The following is a 16,109-nucleotide window of genomic DNA, read 5'->3' on the forward strand; positions in this document are numbered from 1 at the left end:
GTTGGGGTCGCATCCTGCGATGCGGCCCCGAATAAAACGAGCAAAGGGAGAGTTCGTCCATGAACGAAAGCGTCAACCTGAAACCGGTTTACGTCTACGAAGCCCCCGTCAGACTATGGCACTGGATCAACGCCGGAACCATTGTCGTACTGGCAATCACCGGCTATCTGATCGGTAGCCCACTGCCGTCGCTGTCCGGGCAGGCCAGCCAGCATTTTCTGATGGGCTACATCATCTTCGCCCATATCACCGCCGCCTATATTTTCGCCGTCGGCTTTCTAGGACGTATCTACTGGGCGATCGTGGGCAACCGTTACGCGCATGAGCTGTTCGTGCCGCCGCTGCTCAGCCCACGCTGGTGGAAAGGCCTGATCTCCGAGGTGCGCTGGTATCTGTTCATGGACAAGGAGTCGCACGTCTTCGTCGGCCACAACCCGCTGGCCCAGTCCGCCATGTTCTTCATGTTCGTGCTTGGCAGCCTGTTTATGCTGATCACCGGCTTCGCCCTATACGCCGAGATGTTAGGGCCGAACAGCTGGGCGCAATGGGCCTTCGGCTGGGTACTGCCCCTGGTCGGCGGCAACCCGCAAACTCTCCACACCTGGCACCATCTCGGCATGTGGTTAATCGTCTGCTTCGTCATCGCCCACGTTTACGTCGCCATACGCGAAGACATCGTCTCGCGCCAAACCATGGTCAGCACCATGATCAACGGCTGGCGGTTGTTCAAGCCAAATCCGGATGCATCCGAGCACGAGAGGCCCTGAAATGAGTTCCACCGCAAACGACGCCGCCCCGCAGATTCTGATCCTCGGCATCGGCAACATCCTGTGGGCCGACGAAGGCTTCGGCGTGCGCGCCGTCGACCGGTTGCACCGCGAATACCTCTTTCCAGAAACGGTGCACCTGCTCGACGGCGGCACCCAGGGGCTTTACCTGCTCGAACACGTGCAGGACGCCGACATCCTGATCGTGTTCGACGCCGTCGACTACGGCCTGCCGCCCGGCATGCTGAAGCTGATCCGCGACGCCGAGGTGCCGCGCTTCATGGGCGCGAAGAAGATGAGCCTGCATCAGGCCGGCTTCGAGGAAGTGCTGGCGACCGCCGACCTTACCGGCCGCCTACCGGAACGGCTCGTGCTGATCGGCGTGCAACCGGTCGAACTGGACGACTACGGCGGTAGCCTGCGCGAGGCCGTGAAAGCTCAGATCGATCCGGCCATCCGCATCGCCCTGGAGTGCTTGGACGCATTCGGCATCGGCTACGAGCGCCGCACGCAGCCCTTGCCGGAAACGGACGGACTAAGTGGCCGTGAGCTAACCATGGGCGACTACGAAGCCAGCCGTCCGGATGCCGACGAAGCCTGGCGTCACGGCGATTCCCGTTTTTTTAACCCACTCGTTTGAGGTCGTTTCCCAATGTGCATTGGCATCCCCATGCAAATAGTGGCGGTCGACAGTAACGGCACCACATGGTGTACGCGTGACGGCGAGGATCGCAGCGAAGTCGACATCGGCCTGGTCGGCCCCCAGCCACCAGGCACCTGGCTGCTGGTGTTTCTGGGCAGCGCTCGGGAGGTGTTAACCGAAGACTCTGCACGCACCATCGCGCAAGCGCTGGACGGCGTGGCCGCGGCCCTTGCCGGTGGTGATTTCGAGCATTTCTTCGCCGACCTCATCGACCGCGAACCGCAACTGCCACAGCACCTGCGCCCCACGGCGACTTCCGACGTTCACGAGGATTCCAGCACATGAGCATGACCCTGATCGACCGCTTGACCGACGTCCACGACTACCCTCGGCTCGACGCGGACAACTTCGAGCAGTTCGTCGAGCAGACGCCACAATGTGCACTGTTCTTCACCGAAGATCCGACCAGCTTCCCGGAAAGCAACGATGTCGCCGTCATCCTGCCCGAACTTGCGCAGCGCTTCGGCGGCAGCTTCACCCCTGCAGTAGTCGCCCGCACTTACGAACGCGAGGTCAGCAAACGCTACGGCGTACGCGAATGGCCGACCCTGGTATTCCTGCGCCGCGGCGAATATCTCGGCGCCATCGCCCGCGTGCAGAACTGGAGCGAGTATCTAGAACAAATTCAGGGAATCCTGACCAGTGCGCCGCAGCGCCTGCCCACCGTCGGCATCCCCGTGGTCGCCGCGGCCAGTCAACGTTCCGAGGAGGCACAGTCATGAAGCCTATCGACATCCCCATCGTCGCCATCGGCCCCGGCAGCCAGGATGCCACGGAAGACGAGACGCTCAATTACCCGATCCTCCCCAAGGAAATGGACACCTACGTCCCACCGCTGCTGCCAGAGGGCGACGAACTGGCCCGTGCGCCGCGCGCGCTCGCCGCCCTGTACGAACTTTTGCAATGCGTGGAACACGCGCGCACCGACACCGCCAAACGGTTCATCGACGTTTCCGACTTCGACGCCGCACAGCGCGAACTGCTCGACCAGATTCTCGGCGAGGGCGAAGTCAGCATCCGCGTGCAGGACACCCACGAATGGCTGATTCAGGAATCGGTGTTCGCCGGCATCTGGCGCGTGCGTCAGCCGGCTACCGGCACCGATCTCGTCGAGGTCGGCAGCATCCCCGACGCCGTGCTCGAACACGGTCTGAGCGGTGCGGCCCCACGCCTCGACTTCGTCGCAGGCGCCGCGCCGGCAGGTACCATCAACTCCCCGTCCCTGCTGGTCGAGTTGGCCGCCAAGCAAGCCGAGTGGCGTGTCGGCATGGAGCCGCACGTGATCAACTTCACCCTCCTGCCGCACAGCCCGGAGGACCTCGACTACCTGAACGCCGTACTCGGCCAGGGCCGCACGCTGATCCTCTCCCGCGGCTACGGCAACTGCCGCATCACCGCCACCGGCATTAGCCATATCTGGTGGGTGCAGTACTACAACTCCGTCGACAACCTCATCCTCAACACCCTGGAGGTCGTCGACGTGCCTGCCGTGGCGCTCGCCGCACGCGAGGACCTGGAGGACACCGCCGTACGTCTGCGCGAAGTGCTGGAGGCGACGCAATGAGCGCGCCGATGAAAACCTTCGAAGGCTCGTTCCTCGGCGACGACAGCAAGATCGCCGACGACGCCCGCATGGAATGCAAGATTTGCTGGTACGTCTACGACCCGGCCGAGGGCGATCCCGTGTGGCAGATACCGGAAGGCACGCCCTTCTCGGCCCTTCCGGACCACTGGCGCTGCCCGGAATGCGACGGAAGCAAGGAGCAGTTCATGGTGCTGATGGAGGACTGATGCCAGCACTCGCTGCCGCCGTCGCCCGCCTCGAAGAGACCTTCCGCCGCATCGAACGCGAACGGATGTGCGACATGCCGCTGCTCAACCCGGCGTTGCGGGTGGAGGCGATTGACTTCCGGGCCCAGGACGACGGCTGGCTGGGCGCACTGATCACGCCCTGGTTCATCAACCTCGTCATCCTGCCGCGTGATGCTGCGGCCTGGGATGCGCTCGCGCCGACGGCGACCGTGCGCGAGAGCCTGCCCATGGGCGAATGCGAATTTCTCGTCGGCCGCGACGAAGAGCTGGGTACCTACAAAAGCTGCGCGCTGTTCTCCCCGGCCCTTGAATTCGAGGACCAGGAGGCCGCCCGCGCCACGGCGCGCGCCGCGCTGGATACCGTCCGGGCCGCGCCGACGTCGGCACCGGCAGCACGCGAATCCGCCGGCCTCAGCCGCCGCGCCTTCCTGCGCGGCGAATTCCGCCGCACGCCGCCATGAGCGCGCCGCACGCCGTCGACCCGGCCGGCCGGCTGCACATCGTGCTCGAACACGACGCAGCCGGCATCGTCGCGGTCGACATCCGCTCCACCCGCCCGGCATACGCCTCCCGCGCGCTGATCGGGCGCACGCCCGCCGAGGCCGTGCGCCTCGCCCCGCTGCTGTTCAGCCTGTGCGGCGGCGCTCAGCGCGTGGCCGCGCTCGCCGCCTGCGCCGACGCTCAGGGCATCGAGGCGACACCCGCCGAGCGCGATGCACGCGGCTTCGCACTGGAACTGGAGCGCGTGCGCGAACATGCCCTGCGCCTGCTCATGGACTGGCCGCAGGCGCTCGGCCTGGAGGCCTGGCGCGACGCCGCGGCACAGCTGTTTGCCCTGCACCGCCGGATGGCCGACGCTGGCGAGGACGGTCTCCAGGCGACGCGGGAGGCGTCACGGGCGCTGGAAGCCTTCGTGCGCCGGCGAGTGCTGGGCGACGTGGCCGGCTGGACCGCACTGACGGAAACGGACGGCGAGGCCGACGGCACCGGACAAACCGCGCTGGAGCGTCTGCTGCGCCGTCTGGCGGCACGTGGCTGGCAGGCGCTCGGCGCCGGTACCGGCAGCGTCCCGCTGGAGGACTTCGACCAGGCCGAATGGCGGTCGCGTCTCGCGCATGCGGCGGCCAGCTACGCGCTGTTCCCGCACATCGACGGCGAGGCGCGCGAAACCACGCCCTATTCGCGTCAGCGCGAGGCGCCGGCAGTAGCCGCCGCGACGCGACGCTGGGGCGACGGCCTCACCGCGCGTCTGCTGGCGCTGGCCTGCGAGTTGGATTTTTCCCTGGCAAAGCTGCAGGATTACCTGGAATGGTCGGTCGACGTCTCTCCGCCCCAGGCGGCGGAAGGCGCGCCGGACGCATCGGGCGAGGGAATCGGCATCGTGCAAGCTGCCAGAGGCCAACTGATACACCGCGTTTCGCTGTCGCAGGGACGCATCCGGGACTACCGGATCGTGGCGCCCACGGAATGGAACTTCCACCCGCGCGGCGCCGCCGCCCGTGCCCTCTCCTGCCTGCCGTTCCGCGACACGGAAAGCTGTGCGGCGCAGGCGCGCGCGCTGATCTGCGCCGTCGACCCCTGCGTCGAATACGAACTGGACATCCGCCGCCATGCATGAAATGTCATTATGCGAGGGCATCGTACAGGTGTTGCAGCAGGAGGCCGAGCGCCAGTCGTTCCACAAGGTCAACCGTGTGCGTCTGGAGATCGGCGCGCTGGCGGGGGTCGAGCTTTCCGCGCTGCGCTTCGGCTTCGACGTGGTCTCGCGCGGCACGCTGGCCGAGGGTGCCGCGCTGGAAATCATCGAGCAGCCCGCCACCGCCTGGTGCCTGATGTGCATGCGGCCGGTGACGATCCAGCAGCGTTACGACCCCTGCCCCGAGTGCGGCGCCTACCAGTTGCAGGTCACCGAGGGCGAGGAACTGAAAATCAAGGATCTGGAGGTGGAGTGACATGTGTACCGTATGCGGTTGCGGCGAAGGCGAAGCCAAGCTGGAAGAAAAGGCCCATACCCACGATCACGGGCATGAGCACGATCACGAACATACCCACGATCATAATCATGAGCATGCCCATGCCGGCGACGGCCATCTGCACTACGGCCGCGGACCGGCGCACGCCCACGCGCCCGGTCTCAGCCAGTCGCGCATGGTGCAGATCGAACGCGACATCCTGAGCAAGAACGACGAGTACGCGGCGACCAATCGCGCGCGCTTCGCCGCCCAGGGCATCCTGGCGCTGAACCTCGTCTCCAGCCCCGGCTCCGGCAAGACCACGCTGCTGGTGGAGACGCTCAAGCGCCTGCAGGGCCGTTTCCCGCTGGGCGTGATCGAGGGCGACCAGCAGACCAGCAACGACGCCGACCGCATCCGCGCCACCGGCGCCCCGGCGATCCAGGTCAACACCGGCAAGGGCTGCCACCTCGACGCACACATGGTCGGCCACGCGCTCGACCACCTCGACGCGGCGGCGCAGGGCGTGCTGTTCATCGAGAACGTGGGCAATCTGGTGTGCCCGGCCGGCTTCGACCTGGGCGAGGCGCACAAGGTGGTGATCCTGTCCGCCACCGAGGGCGAGGACAAGCCGCTCAAGTACCCGGACATGTTCCACGCCGCCGACCTCATGGTGCTGAACAAGACCGACCTGCTGCCCTACGTCGACTTCGACGTCGAGCGTTGCGTGGAATATGTGCGGCGGGTCAATCCCGGGATCGAGATCCTGCAGCTCTCGGCGCGCAGCGGCGAGGGCATGGACGCCTGGCTGGCCTGGATCGAGGCCGAACGCGCGGCGACGCTGCGCGGTCGGCTCGCCGCCCTCGAAGCCGAGGCGGCCACGCTCAGGGACGCGCTCGCCTGATGCCGAACGAGGTCGCCACGCGCCCCTGCGTACTCGTCGTCGACGACGAGCCGCGCTCGGTCGAAACCATCGCCCGGGTGCTGGACGACGAGTTCGAGGTGCTCCCCGCGCAGGGAGCGGCGCAGGCGCTGCGCGCGATGGAGACGCGTCCCGTGCAGGTCGTCCTGGCTGACCAGCGCATGCCCGAGACCACCGGCATCGAGCTGCTCACGCAGCTGCGCGAGCACTGGCCCGAAGCGGTGCGCATCATCATTTCCGGCTTCACCGAGGCCGACGATATCATCGCCGGCATCAACGACGCGGGCATCTACCAGTACATCACCAAGCCGTGGCACCCCGACGCGCTGCTGCTCACCGTGCGCAATGCCGCCCGCCTGCATGCGCTGCAGCGCGACAATGCCCACCTCGCCCAGGAACTCAGGCTGAGCGCGGACGACCTTGCGCGGCGCGGCGACGCCTGCCGCCAGGAGTTGCGCCGCCGCTTCCGCTTCGACGAGATCGTGCGCGCGCCAGACAGCCCGCTGCACGCGGCCGTGGCGCAGGTCGCGCAGATGGCACCCCACGACGTTTCCGTGTTGATCACCGGTGAGTCGGGCACCGGCAAGGATCTGTTCGCCCGCGCCCTGCACTACAACAGCCACCGCGCTGACCGCCCCTTCGTGGTCGAGAACTGCGGCGCGATCCCCAACGAACTGCTCGAATCCGAGCTGTTCGGACACGTCCGGGGCGCCTACACCGGGGCCGTCGCCGACCGCACCGGGCTGTTCGAGGAGGCCGACGGCGGCACCCTGTTCCTCGACGAGATCGGAGAGATCAGCCCCGCATTCCAGGTCAAGCTGCTGCGCGTGCTGCAAAGCGGCGAGTTCCGCCAGGTCGGCAGCAACCGCATGCGTCACACTGACGTGCGCATCGTCGCCGCCACCAACCGCGACCTCGAGCAGGAGGTGCGCGCCGGCCGTTTCCGCGCCGATCTGTACTACCGCATCGCCGAAATGAGCCTGCACCTGCCGCCGTTGCGTGAACGCCCCGGCGACTTGCAGGCGCTGGCGGACCACCTGCTCGCCCGCCTCGCGCGCGCCCTCGGCAAGCCCGGGCCCGGCCGGCTGTCCGCGGAAAGCCTGGAATGCCTGCGCGACTATGCCTGGCCGGGCAACGTGCGCGAACTGAACAACGTGCTCAAGCGCATGCTGGTGTTGAGCGCCGATGCGCAGCTCGGGCCCGAGCTGCTGCCGCCGCATGTGCTGCGCGGCGGCACGGACGAGGCCGACTTCATGATGCCGCCGTCCGAGGACCCGGGCGTGGCCACGCTGCGCGAGCGCGTGGAAAACCTGGAGGCGGCCATTCTGCGCGAAACGCTGCTGCGCCATCGCTGGAACAAGAGCCGCGCGGCCGAGGAGCTGGGGCTGTCGCGCGTCGGCCTGCGCAGCAAGCTCGAACGCTACGGGCTGGAGCGCAAGCTCGACAGCTGAAGACTGGCGAACAGGAGCTGGCAACCTGCACACCACAGTCTCGATTCAACACAAGAGGACAAGACCCATTATGAACAAGCTGGACAGACTGCTGGAGGGCATACCGCGCCATACGCTGGGCATACTGTTGCTCACCCTGCTGGCACTCAACGTGCTGGCCTGGCTCGCCGCCTTCGGCCTCGCCACCATCCAGCCTGACATCCTCGCGCTTTCGCTGCTGGCCTGGGGCTTCGGCCTGCGTCACGCCTTCGACGTCGATCATATCGCGGCCATCGACAACGTCACCCGCAAGCTGCGCCAGGAAGGCAAGCGCCCCGTGGCCGTAGGCTTCTTTTTCGCGCTCGGCCATTCGACCATCGTCATCGCCCTGTCTGCGGTCATCGCCCTGGCCGGGCACGGCCTGAAGGCCGATTTCGGCTCGCTCTCGACCTTCGGCAATTTGTTCGGCACCACCGTTTCCGCCGGCTTCCTCACCCTCATCGGCCTGATCAACCTCGTCGTCTTGTGGCAGCTCGTCAAGGCCTGGCGCGATTACCGTCGCGGCCGCGACACCCGCGCACTGCGCGACGAGAACATCAACGCCCTGCTCGACCAACGTGGCTTTTTCTACCGTGCGTTCCGTTTCCTGTTCCGCCGCGTCAGCCGCAGTTGGCACATGTATCCCATCGGCGTGCTGTTCGGCCTGGGTTTCGACACCGCGACCGAAGTGGCCGTACTTGGCATCTCCGGCACGCTGGCTGCCAAGATCGATTTTCCATTCTGGGGCATCATGATCTTTCCCTTCCTGTTCACGGCGGGCATGACACTGATGGACTCGCTTGACGGAATGGTGATGCTGCGCGCTTACCACTGGGCGCTGTCCGACGCGCTGCGCCGACTTTATTTCAACACCATCATCACCGGCATGGCCTTGGGCCTTGCCCTGATCATCGGCACGCTCGAATGGCTGCAGGTGCTCGACATGCGTATCGGTAGCCAAGGCACATTCTGGAACTGGGTCAACAGCCTCGATTTCGGCGCCATCGGACTGGGCGCAGTGGCCATCATGCTGCTCACCTGGGTGCTGTCCGTCGCCTATTACCGGCTGCGCATCGCGCCCGGCGCCACCCTCGCCGACAACGGCGACTGACCGCATCCTGCAGGAGATTCATCATGTGCCTCGGCATTCCCATGCAGATCGTCGAAATCAACGGCTACAACGCACGCTGCGAGGCCAAGGGCGTGGAACGCGACGTCAGCCTGTTCATGCTGCAGGACGAGACCGTCGCCGTCGGCGATCACGTCATGGTCCACGTCGGCTATGCCCTGCAGAAACTCACCGCCGAGGAGGCGCGCTCGACCTGGGATCTGCTCGACCAGATCATCGACAGCTCCGAGGTCTGAGCGCGGAGCCCCCATGACCCAGACCACCGCGCAGACCTGGCTGACCCGTATCCGCGAACTGGCGCTGCCGCGCCCCATCAGGCTGATGAACGTCTGCGGCGGCCACGAGCGCAGCATCAGCTTCTCCGGCATCCGCGGCGCGCTGCCGCCCGGCATCGAGATCATTCCAGGCCCCGGCTGCCCGGTCTGCGTCTGCCCCGAGGAGGACCTGTACGAGGCCATCCGTCTGAGCCTCGAGGAGGACGTGGTGCTGGTCGCCTTCGGCGACATGCTGCGCGTGCCGGCCAACGTGCCCAAGGGCGAACCCCGCTCGCTGGAACAGGCCCGCGCCGCGGGTGCGGACGTGCGCCCGGTCGCCTCGCCGCAGGAGGCCGCCGCCATCGCCCGCGCCGAGCCCGACAAACCCGTGGTGTTCTTCGTCGCCGGCTTCGAGACGACCACCGCGCCGGTGGCCGCGATGCTGGCCGAGGGCGTGCCCGACAACCTGCTGATCCTGCTCGCCGCGCGGTTGACCTGGCCGGCCGTGGCCATGCTGCTGGACTTGGGCGAGGCGGCCTTCGACGCGCTGATCGCCCCTGGCCACGTCGCCACCGTGATGGGTCTCGAGGAATGGTCCTTCGTGGTCGAGCGTCACCGCATGCCCGCGGCGATCGCCGGCTTCACCCCGGAGAGCCTGCTCGCCGCCACCTACTCGGTGCTGCGCCAGACCATCGAAGGCAGGCCTTTCCTCGACAACTGCTACCCCGAGCTGGTGCGCCCCGGCGGCAACCCCACGGCCCGGCGCTGGCTGAGCGAGGTGATGCAGGTCGAGGACGCCAACTGGCGCGGCATCGGCATCATCCCCGATTCCGGCTTCGCCCTGGGACCGGCCTGGCAGCACCTCGACGCACGGCGCGTATTCCCCGCGCCGGAGGGCACGCGGCGCCGCGCCGGCGAGATGCCGCCCGGCTGCGACTGCGCCTCGGTGGTGCTGGGCCGGATCTACCCGGACCAGTGCCGCCTTTACAGCCGCGCCTGCACCCCGCGCAACCCCATCGGCCCCTGCATGGTCTCCGACGAAGGCGCCTGCCGCATCTGGTGGTCGTCGGGGCTGCGCGAGGCGCGCAGCGCCTGAGCTCAGCGATGGCGGCCGTCAGATGGGTGGTGGGCGGTCGCGTGCAGGGCGTCGGCTATCGCCCCTTCGTCTACCGCCTCGCGCACCGCCTCGGCGTCGCCGGCACGGTGCGCAACGGCGCTGGCGTGGTGGAGATCGAGGCCCGCGGCGACGACGACGCCCTGGCGGCCTTCGCCGAGGCGCTGATCGCCGAGGCCCCCGCCATCGCCCGCCCGCAACTGCTCGAACGCGGCGCGCCGACCGCGGCTGACGACATCGACGAGGGCTTCCGCATCCTGCCCAGCCGCGCCGGCGAAGCCCCGCGCAATCACGTACCGCCGGACTATTTCACCTGCCCCGACTGCCTCGTCGAGCTCGCCGACCCGGGCAACCGGCGCTACCGCTACCCCTTCATCAACTGCACCCAGTGCGGACCCCGCTACACCCTGATCCGCGCCCTGCCCTACGACCGCGCGGCCACCACCATGGCGGGCTTCGCGCTGTGCCCCGAATGTCGTCGCGAATACGAGGACCCGCTCGACCGCCGTTTCCACGCCGAACCGGTGGCCTGCCCCACCTGCGGGCCGCAACTGGCGTTCGTCGCCGGCGACGAACGCGTCGCGGGCAATGAGGCCGCATTGACCGCCGCCGTCGGCATGCTGCGCGCCGGAGCCACCGTCGCGGTCAAGGGCATCGGCGGCTACCATTTGCTGTGCGACGCACGGAACGAAACCGCCGTCGCCCGGCTGCGCGCGCGCAAGCCGCGCCCGCACAAACCGCTGGCCGTGCTCTTCGCCGAGGACCTGCGCGACCTGCACCGCGTCGCCGATCTCTCGCCCGCGCACGAAACGGCGCTGCGCGCGCCGGAACGCCCCATCGTGCTCGTGCCGCTACGCGATGGGCACGGCCTCGCGCCCTCCGTCTGCCCTGGCCTGAACGAACTCGGCGTCCTGCTGCCCTACAGCCCGCTGCACCATCTGCTCGCGGCCGATTTCGACGGGCCGCTGGTCGCCACCTCGGCCAATCCCAGCGGTGAACCGGTGCTCACCGACGAGGCCGAGGCCGAAAACCGGCTCGCGGACGTGGCCGACGCCTTTCTGCACCATAACCGCCCCATCGAGCGTCCGGCCGACGATTCGGTGCTGCGCGTCGTCGCCGGGCGCGCGCGTCCGCTGCGCCTCGGCCGCGGGCTGACGCCGCTCGAACTCGAACTGCCGCAGCCGCTGTCCCGCCCGCTGCTCGCCGTCGGCGGCCACCTGAAGAACACCGTCGCGCTGGCCTGGGAAAACCGCGTCGTCGTCTCGCCGCACCTCGGCGACCTTGTCGGCCCGCGCGCCCGCGACCTCTTTGCGCGTACCATCGCCGACCTGCAGCGGCTCTACGGCGTGCGCGCCGAGGCCGTGGCCTGCGACGCGCACCCGGATTACGCCAGCACCCGCTGGGCCGCCGCCCAGGCACTGCCGGTGCACCGCGTCTGGCATCATCACGCGCACGCCTCCGCCGTCGCCGGCGAACATCCCGCTCACCACCGCTGGCTGGCCTTCGCCTGGGACGGCGTCGGCCTCGGCCCCGACGGCACGCTGTGGGGCGGCGAGGCGCTGTACGGCGCACCGGGCCATTGGAGACGCGTCGGCAGCCTGCGCCCGTTCCGCCTGCCGGGCGCCGGACGCGCCGGGCGCGAACCCTGGCGCAGCGCCGCCGCCCTGCGCTGGAAGGCGGGCATGCCGTGGCCGCTCGGCGGCGAAACGGCGGCAGGCGATGCTGCACTCCTGCGCAGCGCCTGGGAGCGCGATCTCAACTGCCACCGCAGCAGCGCCGCCGGCCGCGTCTTCGACGCCGTCGCCGCACTGCTGGGTCTGGTCCGCGAGACGAGCTTCGAGGGTCAGGGCCCGATGTACCTCGAAGCCCTAGCGGCCCAGGCCGGAACGGCCAAGGCCGTCGCGCTGCCGCTGGCGCAGGACGACACGGGCCTGTGGATCACCGACTGGGCGCCGCTGCTGACCCTGCTCGACGACCCTGCGCGCGCGCCTGCCGAGAAGGCCGCATCCGTACACGAAAGCCTGGCCCGGGCCATCCTCGCCCAATCGCTGGCCCTGCGCGAACGCGAACCGGTCGATGCCGTCGCCCTGAGCGGCGGCGTGTTCCAGAACCGCCTGCTCGCCGAGCGCACGCTGGCCCTGCTCGACGCCGAGGGCTTCGACACGCACCTCGGCGAGCGCATTCCCTGCAACGACGCGGGACTGAGCTTCGGACAGGTCGTCGAATATGCGGCCGCGACCTCGAATCCGTCTTAACTCGCGAAACTTTGAGCCCTAAAAACATTGCGTTAAGAAACTTTTGCGAAACAGAACGAAAGGAAACACCATCATGCAGGACACCCACGTCTCCCTCGCCCACGGCAACGGCGGACGCTACATGCGCGAACTGATCGAGGAACTGTTCGCGCGGCACCTCGCCAACCCGCGCCTCGACGTGGACGCCGACGCGGTGGCGATTCCGCTGCCGCCCGGCGATGTGCTGGTGACCACCGACGGCTTCACCGTGCAGCCGCTGGAGTTCCCGGGCGGGGACATCGGCGCACTGGCAGTGCACGGCACGGTCAACGACCTTGCCGTGGCCGGCGCGCGGCCGCACTATCTCACGCTCAACGTGTTCGTCGAGGAAGGTTTCGAGATCGCCGCCCTCGAACGCATCGTGGCCAGCCTGGCGCGCGCCGCGCGCGAGGCCGGCGTGGCGGTGGCGGCGGGCGACACCAAGGTGCTGCGCCGCGGCGAGGGCGGCGGCTTGTATCTCGCCACCACCGGCGTCGGCATCCGCGAACCGGGACGGCGTCTCGGCCTGCGCGAGGTGCGTGCCGGCGACCGCGTGCTGGTCAGCGGCCCGGTGGGCGACCACGGCGTGGCGGTGATGCTCGCACGCGAGCAGTTCGGCCTGCGCGGCGACCTGCGCTCCGACGCCGCCACCGTACTGCCACTGACCGAAGCCCTGCTCGGCATCGACGGCCTGCGCTTCATGCGCGACCCCACCCGCGGCGGTCTCGCCACCGTGGCCAACGAGATCGTCCGCGCCACGGGTCTCGACCTGCACCTCGACGAAGCACAGATCCCGGTGCGCCAGCCTGTGCGCGCGGTCTGCGAAATGCTCGGCTACGACCCGCTCTACCTCGCCTGCGAAGGCCGCGTGGTCGCGGTCGTCGCCCCCGAGACGGCCGATGCCGCCCTCGCCGCCTGGCGCGAACTGGCCGGCGGCACCGAAGCCGCACTGGTCGGCACGCTCAGCGAAGCCCGGAACCGCGCCCACGCCATCCTGCGCACCCCGCTCGGCGGCGAACGCGTGCTGGAAGAGCTGGAAGACGACCCGCTGCCACGGATCTGCTGAGGACTGCTTTGGGATGGCAACCAGAAGTATGGGGATGGATAGCCAATTTCGCATTGGAGAAGAACTGCTCCGCTTCGACTGGACGGTCGACGCCGCCAACGCATTTGAATTTCATCGAAAGCCTGGGGCAACACGTGTTGCAGACAAGCTGTATTTTCGCCTCTCTAGTCCCGACCTCGAAGCCCATGCAAAAAAACAACACAGCGAGTTCGAGGTAACTGAATGTCGATACCGCCGGTTAATGCCTGGGCATTGCCTGGACTCACACGCCCATCAGCAGCCAGGCCCCCACCAAAAAAAAGATAATTTAGATACACTAAATGGGTCAAAATAAAAACAAATTATAAGCGCGTTACCGTGGAACGCATCACCTCCCGCACCACACCTCCATACACCAATATCCGCTTCGCACATCTACGATATCTAGTGACAACATACACTAACGTTCGAATGCCAGCTAACAGTCAATATTTCCCCACGCAGGTCAGCCCATGCATCGAGGCAACTCTGCTACAGCTTTTACTCCTTCAAACATTTTTACATTATCAGCAGCAGAATGTGCCGGATGTTTTTTTCTTCTAAGATATTTCTCAAGCTCGTCATCCTTTAGTGCGAAATAGTCTCCATATGCTTCCGCAAGCCAAGGAAACCCCATAGACTTTTGTCTCGCAACAACCTCAATCTCTTTTTTGTCGTTTTCTAGCTTTATTTCCAATCTCTCACCTCCTCTTCATGGTCGTTGATTGACTTCTCAAGATTATCTAGCTTTGGCTTTAACTCCAAGTATTTTTTTGAGTTTGATGTAATCACAGACAGCCAAGAAATTATCATGTATATAATAATTATTGATACGATGACTATCGCCCATATTTGCCCATCCATTGCAATTTATTCTCATTTTAATGTTAATTACAGGATTGTTTGCCGCTTCGAAACATTCATGAACACTCTACGAAGCTATCGCACCTCATCCAGCAAATCAGGATGACGCCCCAGCACTTCGAGCAGCTTCACGACTGAACGAGGTGGCTCGACCTTGCCGAGTTCGTAACGACTGAATGCGTTCACGCCCCCACCAAAGATGTCGGCAGCCTCCTGTTGGGTCAGACGCAACTTTTTCCGAATCCGCCGGATTTCAGCCGACTGCCTAACCTTCTTCTCAGTCAGTAACGCATCGCTGACTGCCGCATAACGTTCAGCACTGGCCGCATCGGCAAACTCGATCTCATCACACTGATCGCAAAACCAGCCATGCACGTCCTTAACGACCTTACTCAGGTCTCCGAGAGAGACGGTCACATCGCGTGTATCAAGACGCATGTGTCCCGCCTCACAATGCATGCAGGGTCGGGAAGATTTCATGTTCATTTCCTCTTAAACGAAATCACAATCGCGCCATCGGTTCTAAGCGTGAACTTGACGTAGGCCATTCCTGCCGCAGTCGGTACGTGATACACATCCTGCCATTGCCTGTGATCCTGACACATCGTCATGCTCTGTGTAGAACATCGTGCGGTCGATACTGAGTACCGCTGCCATCATGTCGGCGCTACTCAACCCCATCTCTCGTCCACCATCAATGGGCGACCGTGTAAACGAAGCGATGCCTAGACGAGCAACGGCTTCCTTGATCTGGGCAAGGTTGTGATGGGGGTTGCGGTTCTCCACGGCCCGTTATCAACCTTAATGGTTAATTTTGCAAAGGGGGTTATGGGTTACGCCGGGGAGACTGGAGCAGTCAGTGAAAGACTGAAAGATGAGACTGATTCGTTCTGACTTGACCAGCCTATTGCATGGCAATTGACCAAGCTTTCAGCCATACCGAGAATGGAAGTTGGTCTTCGATGGGCAGCAGAATCCCTCATCAGGAAGCTGCCGGATATCATGCGAAGTGAAGCATCCCCTAAAATCAGGTCAACTTTTCCCGGCAGCGCGATTTGCAGCGAGAAACGCTGTAACTTATTTATTATCAAGGATATACGAGTCCACGTGGGAGCGCCAATATTCTCTTCGTGCCATCGTCATCACCCCACAGCCCGTTGATTTAATGTGTTTACCGGCTAGGGAAACCACTCCGGATCAAGATCGTTACTGCAGCCAACCGGATGGTGCTTTTGCAGCGCGCAAATACGCCGCAACGAAAGCCTTCCATACAATCAATTCCCGCAATCACAGGTCACGAATGACAACCTGCAAACATGGACTCGGTGCACTGATCTGCGCCATCGGCGTTTGTTTGAGCATATCCCCTGCGCATGCTGGATCGGCCAATTTCTCGGCCGGTTACAATTTGATTCCCAACTCTTATTACGCTGCCATCGGCTATCGCGAAGGCTATTGGGGTGCCGAAGCGATGCTGATGACCATGGGCCGTGAGGAACCCACGGTGCGTCCCGGGCCCGAAAGCAACTTCGACCTCATGGGCTATCTTCCCTGGGCCGGTCTTTTCATGCGCGGCGGCGTGGTAGTTGGCTGGGGCAAGGTAGGTTACGACATCGGCATCGGAGATGACCTCGCGATCAACCGACATTGGGCTATACGGATTCAAGACATCCACTTCCACGCAACCGAAGATCAGCAGCAAAGTGCCGAATCCGAGCACCAAATATCGATTGGTGTCCGCTACCAGTTCCAGTGACCTTCAAGGT

Annotated in this window: 21 protein-coding genes and 1 pseudogene; 18 read left to right on the plus strand and 4 right to left on the minus strand. The window is 65.3% G+C overall.

What is annotated here, in order from left to right; all coding sequences use genetic code 11:
- The first annotated feature begins 59 nt into the window (after nt 1-59).
- From cybH to BJI67_RS17460, 17 genes are all read left to right on the plus strand, one after another.
- On the plus strand, nt 60-767 hold the full coding sequence (gene cybH, locus BJI67_RS10510) for a Ni/Fe-hydrogenase, b-type cytochrome subunit (protein ID WP_070072982.1): 708 nt from the start codon (nt 60-62) through the stop codon (nt 765-767).
- 1 nt (nt 768) lies between these two features.
- On the plus strand, nt 769-1,407 hold the full coding sequence (locus BJI67_RS10515) for a HyaD/HybD family hydrogenase maturation endopeptidase (RefSeq protein WP_070072983.1): 639 nt from the start codon (nt 769-771) through the stop codon (nt 1,405-1,407).
- Between the two features lie 12 nt (nt 1,408-1,419).
- Complete coding sequence (locus BJI67_RS10520; protein WP_070072984.1) at nt 1,420-1,755, plus strand: HypC/HybG/HupF family hydrogenase formation chaperone; 336 nt, start codon at nt 1,420-1,422, stop codon at nt 1,753-1,755.
- Nucleotides 1,752-2,192, plus strand: coding sequence for a thioredoxin domain-containing protein (locus BJI67_RS10525; protein WP_070072985.1), 441 nt, complete (start codon nt 1,752-1,754; stop codon nt 2,190-2,192). Before BJI67_RS10520 ends, BJI67_RS10525 begins: the two co-directional genes overlap by 4 nt.
- Nucleotides 2,189-3,034 carry a hydrogenase expression/formation protein gene (locus tag BJI67_RS10530; protein ID WP_070072986.1) on the plus strand — a complete coding sequence of 282 codons (846 nt, stop codon included), beginning with the start codon at nt 2,189-2,191 and terminating at the stop codon, nt 3,032-3,034. Before BJI67_RS10525 ends, BJI67_RS10530 begins: the two co-directional genes overlap by 4 nt.
- A complete protein-coding gene (locus BJI67_RS17835; RefSeq protein WP_070072987.1) occupies nt 3,031-3,261 on the plus strand; it encodes a rubredoxin in 231 nt (76 codons plus the stop codon). The genes BJI67_RS10530 and BJI67_RS17835 overlap by 4 nt, the downstream gene beginning before the upstream one ends.
- On the plus strand, nt 3,261-3,743 hold the full coding sequence (hybE, locus tag BJI67_RS10540) for a [NiFe]-hydrogenase assembly chaperone HybE (protein WP_070072988.1): 483 nt from the start codon (nt 3,261-3,263) through the stop codon (nt 3,741-3,743). Before BJI67_RS17835 ends, hybE begins: the two co-directional genes overlap by 1 nt.
- On the plus strand, nt 3,740-4,900 hold the full coding sequence (locus tag BJI67_RS10545) for a nickel-dependent hydrogenase large subunit (RefSeq protein ID WP_070072989.1): 1,161 nt from the start codon (nt 3,740-3,742) through the stop codon (nt 4,898-4,900). The genes hybE and BJI67_RS10545 overlap by 4 nt, the downstream gene beginning before the upstream one ends.
- Nucleotides 4,893-5,234, plus strand: coding sequence for a hydrogenase maturation nickel metallochaperone HypA (gene hypA / locus BJI67_RS10550; RefSeq protein WP_083250813.1), 342 nt, complete (start codon nt 4,893-4,895; stop codon nt 5,232-5,234). Before BJI67_RS10545 ends, hypA begins: the two co-directional genes overlap by 8 nt.
- Before the next feature lies 1 nt (nt 5,235).
- Nucleotides 5,236-6,138, plus strand: a complete 903-nt coding sequence (gene hypB / locus BJI67_RS10555) for a hydrogenase nickel incorporation protein HypB (RefSeq protein WP_070072991.1) — start codon at nt 5,236-5,238, stop codon at nt 6,136-6,138.
- Nucleotides 6,138-7,607: a sigma-54-dependent transcriptional regulator gene (locus BJI67_RS10560; RefSeq protein WP_070072992.1), complete on the plus strand. Its 1,470-nt coding sequence runs from the start codon at nt 6,138-6,140 to the stop codon at nt 7,605-7,607. The genes hypB and BJI67_RS10560 overlap by 1 nt, the downstream gene beginning before the upstream one ends.
- A gap of 70 nt (nt 7,608-7,677) precedes the next feature.
- Complete coding sequence (locus BJI67_RS10565) at nt 7,678-8,736, plus strand: HoxN/HupN/NixA family nickel/cobalt transporter (RefSeq protein ID WP_070072993.1); 1,059 nt, start codon at nt 7,678-7,680, stop codon at nt 8,734-8,736.
- 23 nt (nt 8,737-8,759) lie between these two features.
- Nucleotides 8,760-8,990 (plus strand): HypC/HybG/HupF family hydrogenase formation chaperone, encoded by a 231-nt coding sequence (locus tag BJI67_RS10570; RefSeq protein WP_070072994.1) that lies wholly within the window; start codon nt 8,760-8,762, stop codon nt 8,988-8,990.
- 13 nt (nt 8,991-9,003) lie between these two features.
- Complete coding sequence (gene hypD / locus BJI67_RS10575; protein WP_070072995.1) at nt 9,004-10,104, plus strand: hydrogenase formation protein HypD; 1,101 nt, start codon at nt 9,004-9,006, stop codon at nt 10,102-10,104.
- Nucleotides 10,105-10,112: 8 nt separating this feature from the next.
- A complete protein-coding gene (hypF, locus tag BJI67_RS10580; RefSeq protein ID WP_070074095.1) occupies nt 10,113-12,377 on the plus strand; it encodes a carbamoyltransferase HypF in 2,265 nt (754 codons plus the stop codon).
- 73 nt (nt 12,378-12,450) lie between these two features.
- Nucleotides 12,451-13,461 carry a hydrogenase expression/formation protein HypE gene (hypE, locus tag BJI67_RS10585; RefSeq protein ID WP_070072996.1) on the plus strand — a complete coding sequence of 337 codons (1,011 nt, stop codon included), beginning with the start codon at nt 12,451-12,453 and terminating at the stop codon, nt 13,459-13,461.
- Between the two features lie 13 nt (nt 13,462-13,474).
- Nucleotides 13,475-13,795, plus strand: coding sequence for a hypothetical protein (locus BJI67_RS17460; RefSeq protein WP_156782110.1), 321 nt, complete (start codon nt 13,475-13,477; stop codon nt 13,793-13,795).
- A gap of 150 nt (nt 13,796-13,945) precedes the next feature.
- Here the strand turns inward: BJI67_RS17460 and BJI67_RS17465 are convergent, their stop codons facing one another.
- From BJI67_RS17465 to BJI67_RS17960, 4 genes and pseudogenes are all read right to left on the minus strand, one after another.
- Nucleotides 13,946-14,176, minus strand: a complete 231-nt coding sequence (locus BJI67_RS17465) for a hypothetical protein (protein ID WP_156782111.1) — start codon at nt 14,174-14,176, stop codon at nt 13,946-13,948.
- A 242-nt stretch (nt 14,177-14,418) separates the two neighbouring features.
- Nucleotides 14,419-14,829, minus strand: a complete 411-nt coding sequence (locus BJI67_RS10590; protein ID WP_331712256.1) for a type II TA system antitoxin MqsA family protein — start codon at nt 14,827-14,829, stop codon at nt 14,419-14,421.
- A complete protein-coding gene (locus tag BJI67_RS17955; protein ID WP_331712257.1) occupies nt 14,826-14,954 on the minus strand; it encodes a type II toxin-antitoxin system MqsR family toxin in 129 nt (42 codons plus the stop codon). Before BJI67_RS17955 ends, BJI67_RS10590 begins: the two co-directional genes overlap by 4 nt.
- 58 nt (nt 14,955-15,012) lie before the next feature.
- Nucleotides 15,013-15,129, minus strand: a pseudogene (locus BJI67_RS17960) (type II toxin-antitoxin system MqsR family toxin); the annotation flags it as partial.
- A gap of 223 nt (nt 15,130-15,352) precedes the next feature.
- On the opposite strand from BJI67_RS17960, the gene BJI67_RS17470 reads away from it, so the two are divergent.
- Entirely contained in the window at nt 15,353-16,099 is a 747-nt protein-coding gene (locus BJI67_RS17470) for a hypothetical protein (protein ID WP_156782112.1), read from the plus strand.
- Nucleotides 16,100-16,109: the final 10 nt, after the last annotated feature.

It is taken from the genome of Acidihalobacter aeolianus, from assembly GCF_001753165.1.
GTDB classification, from domain to species: Bacteria; Pseudomonadota; Gammaproteobacteria; order DSM-5130; family Acidihalobacteraceae; genus Acidihalobacter; species Acidihalobacter aeolianus.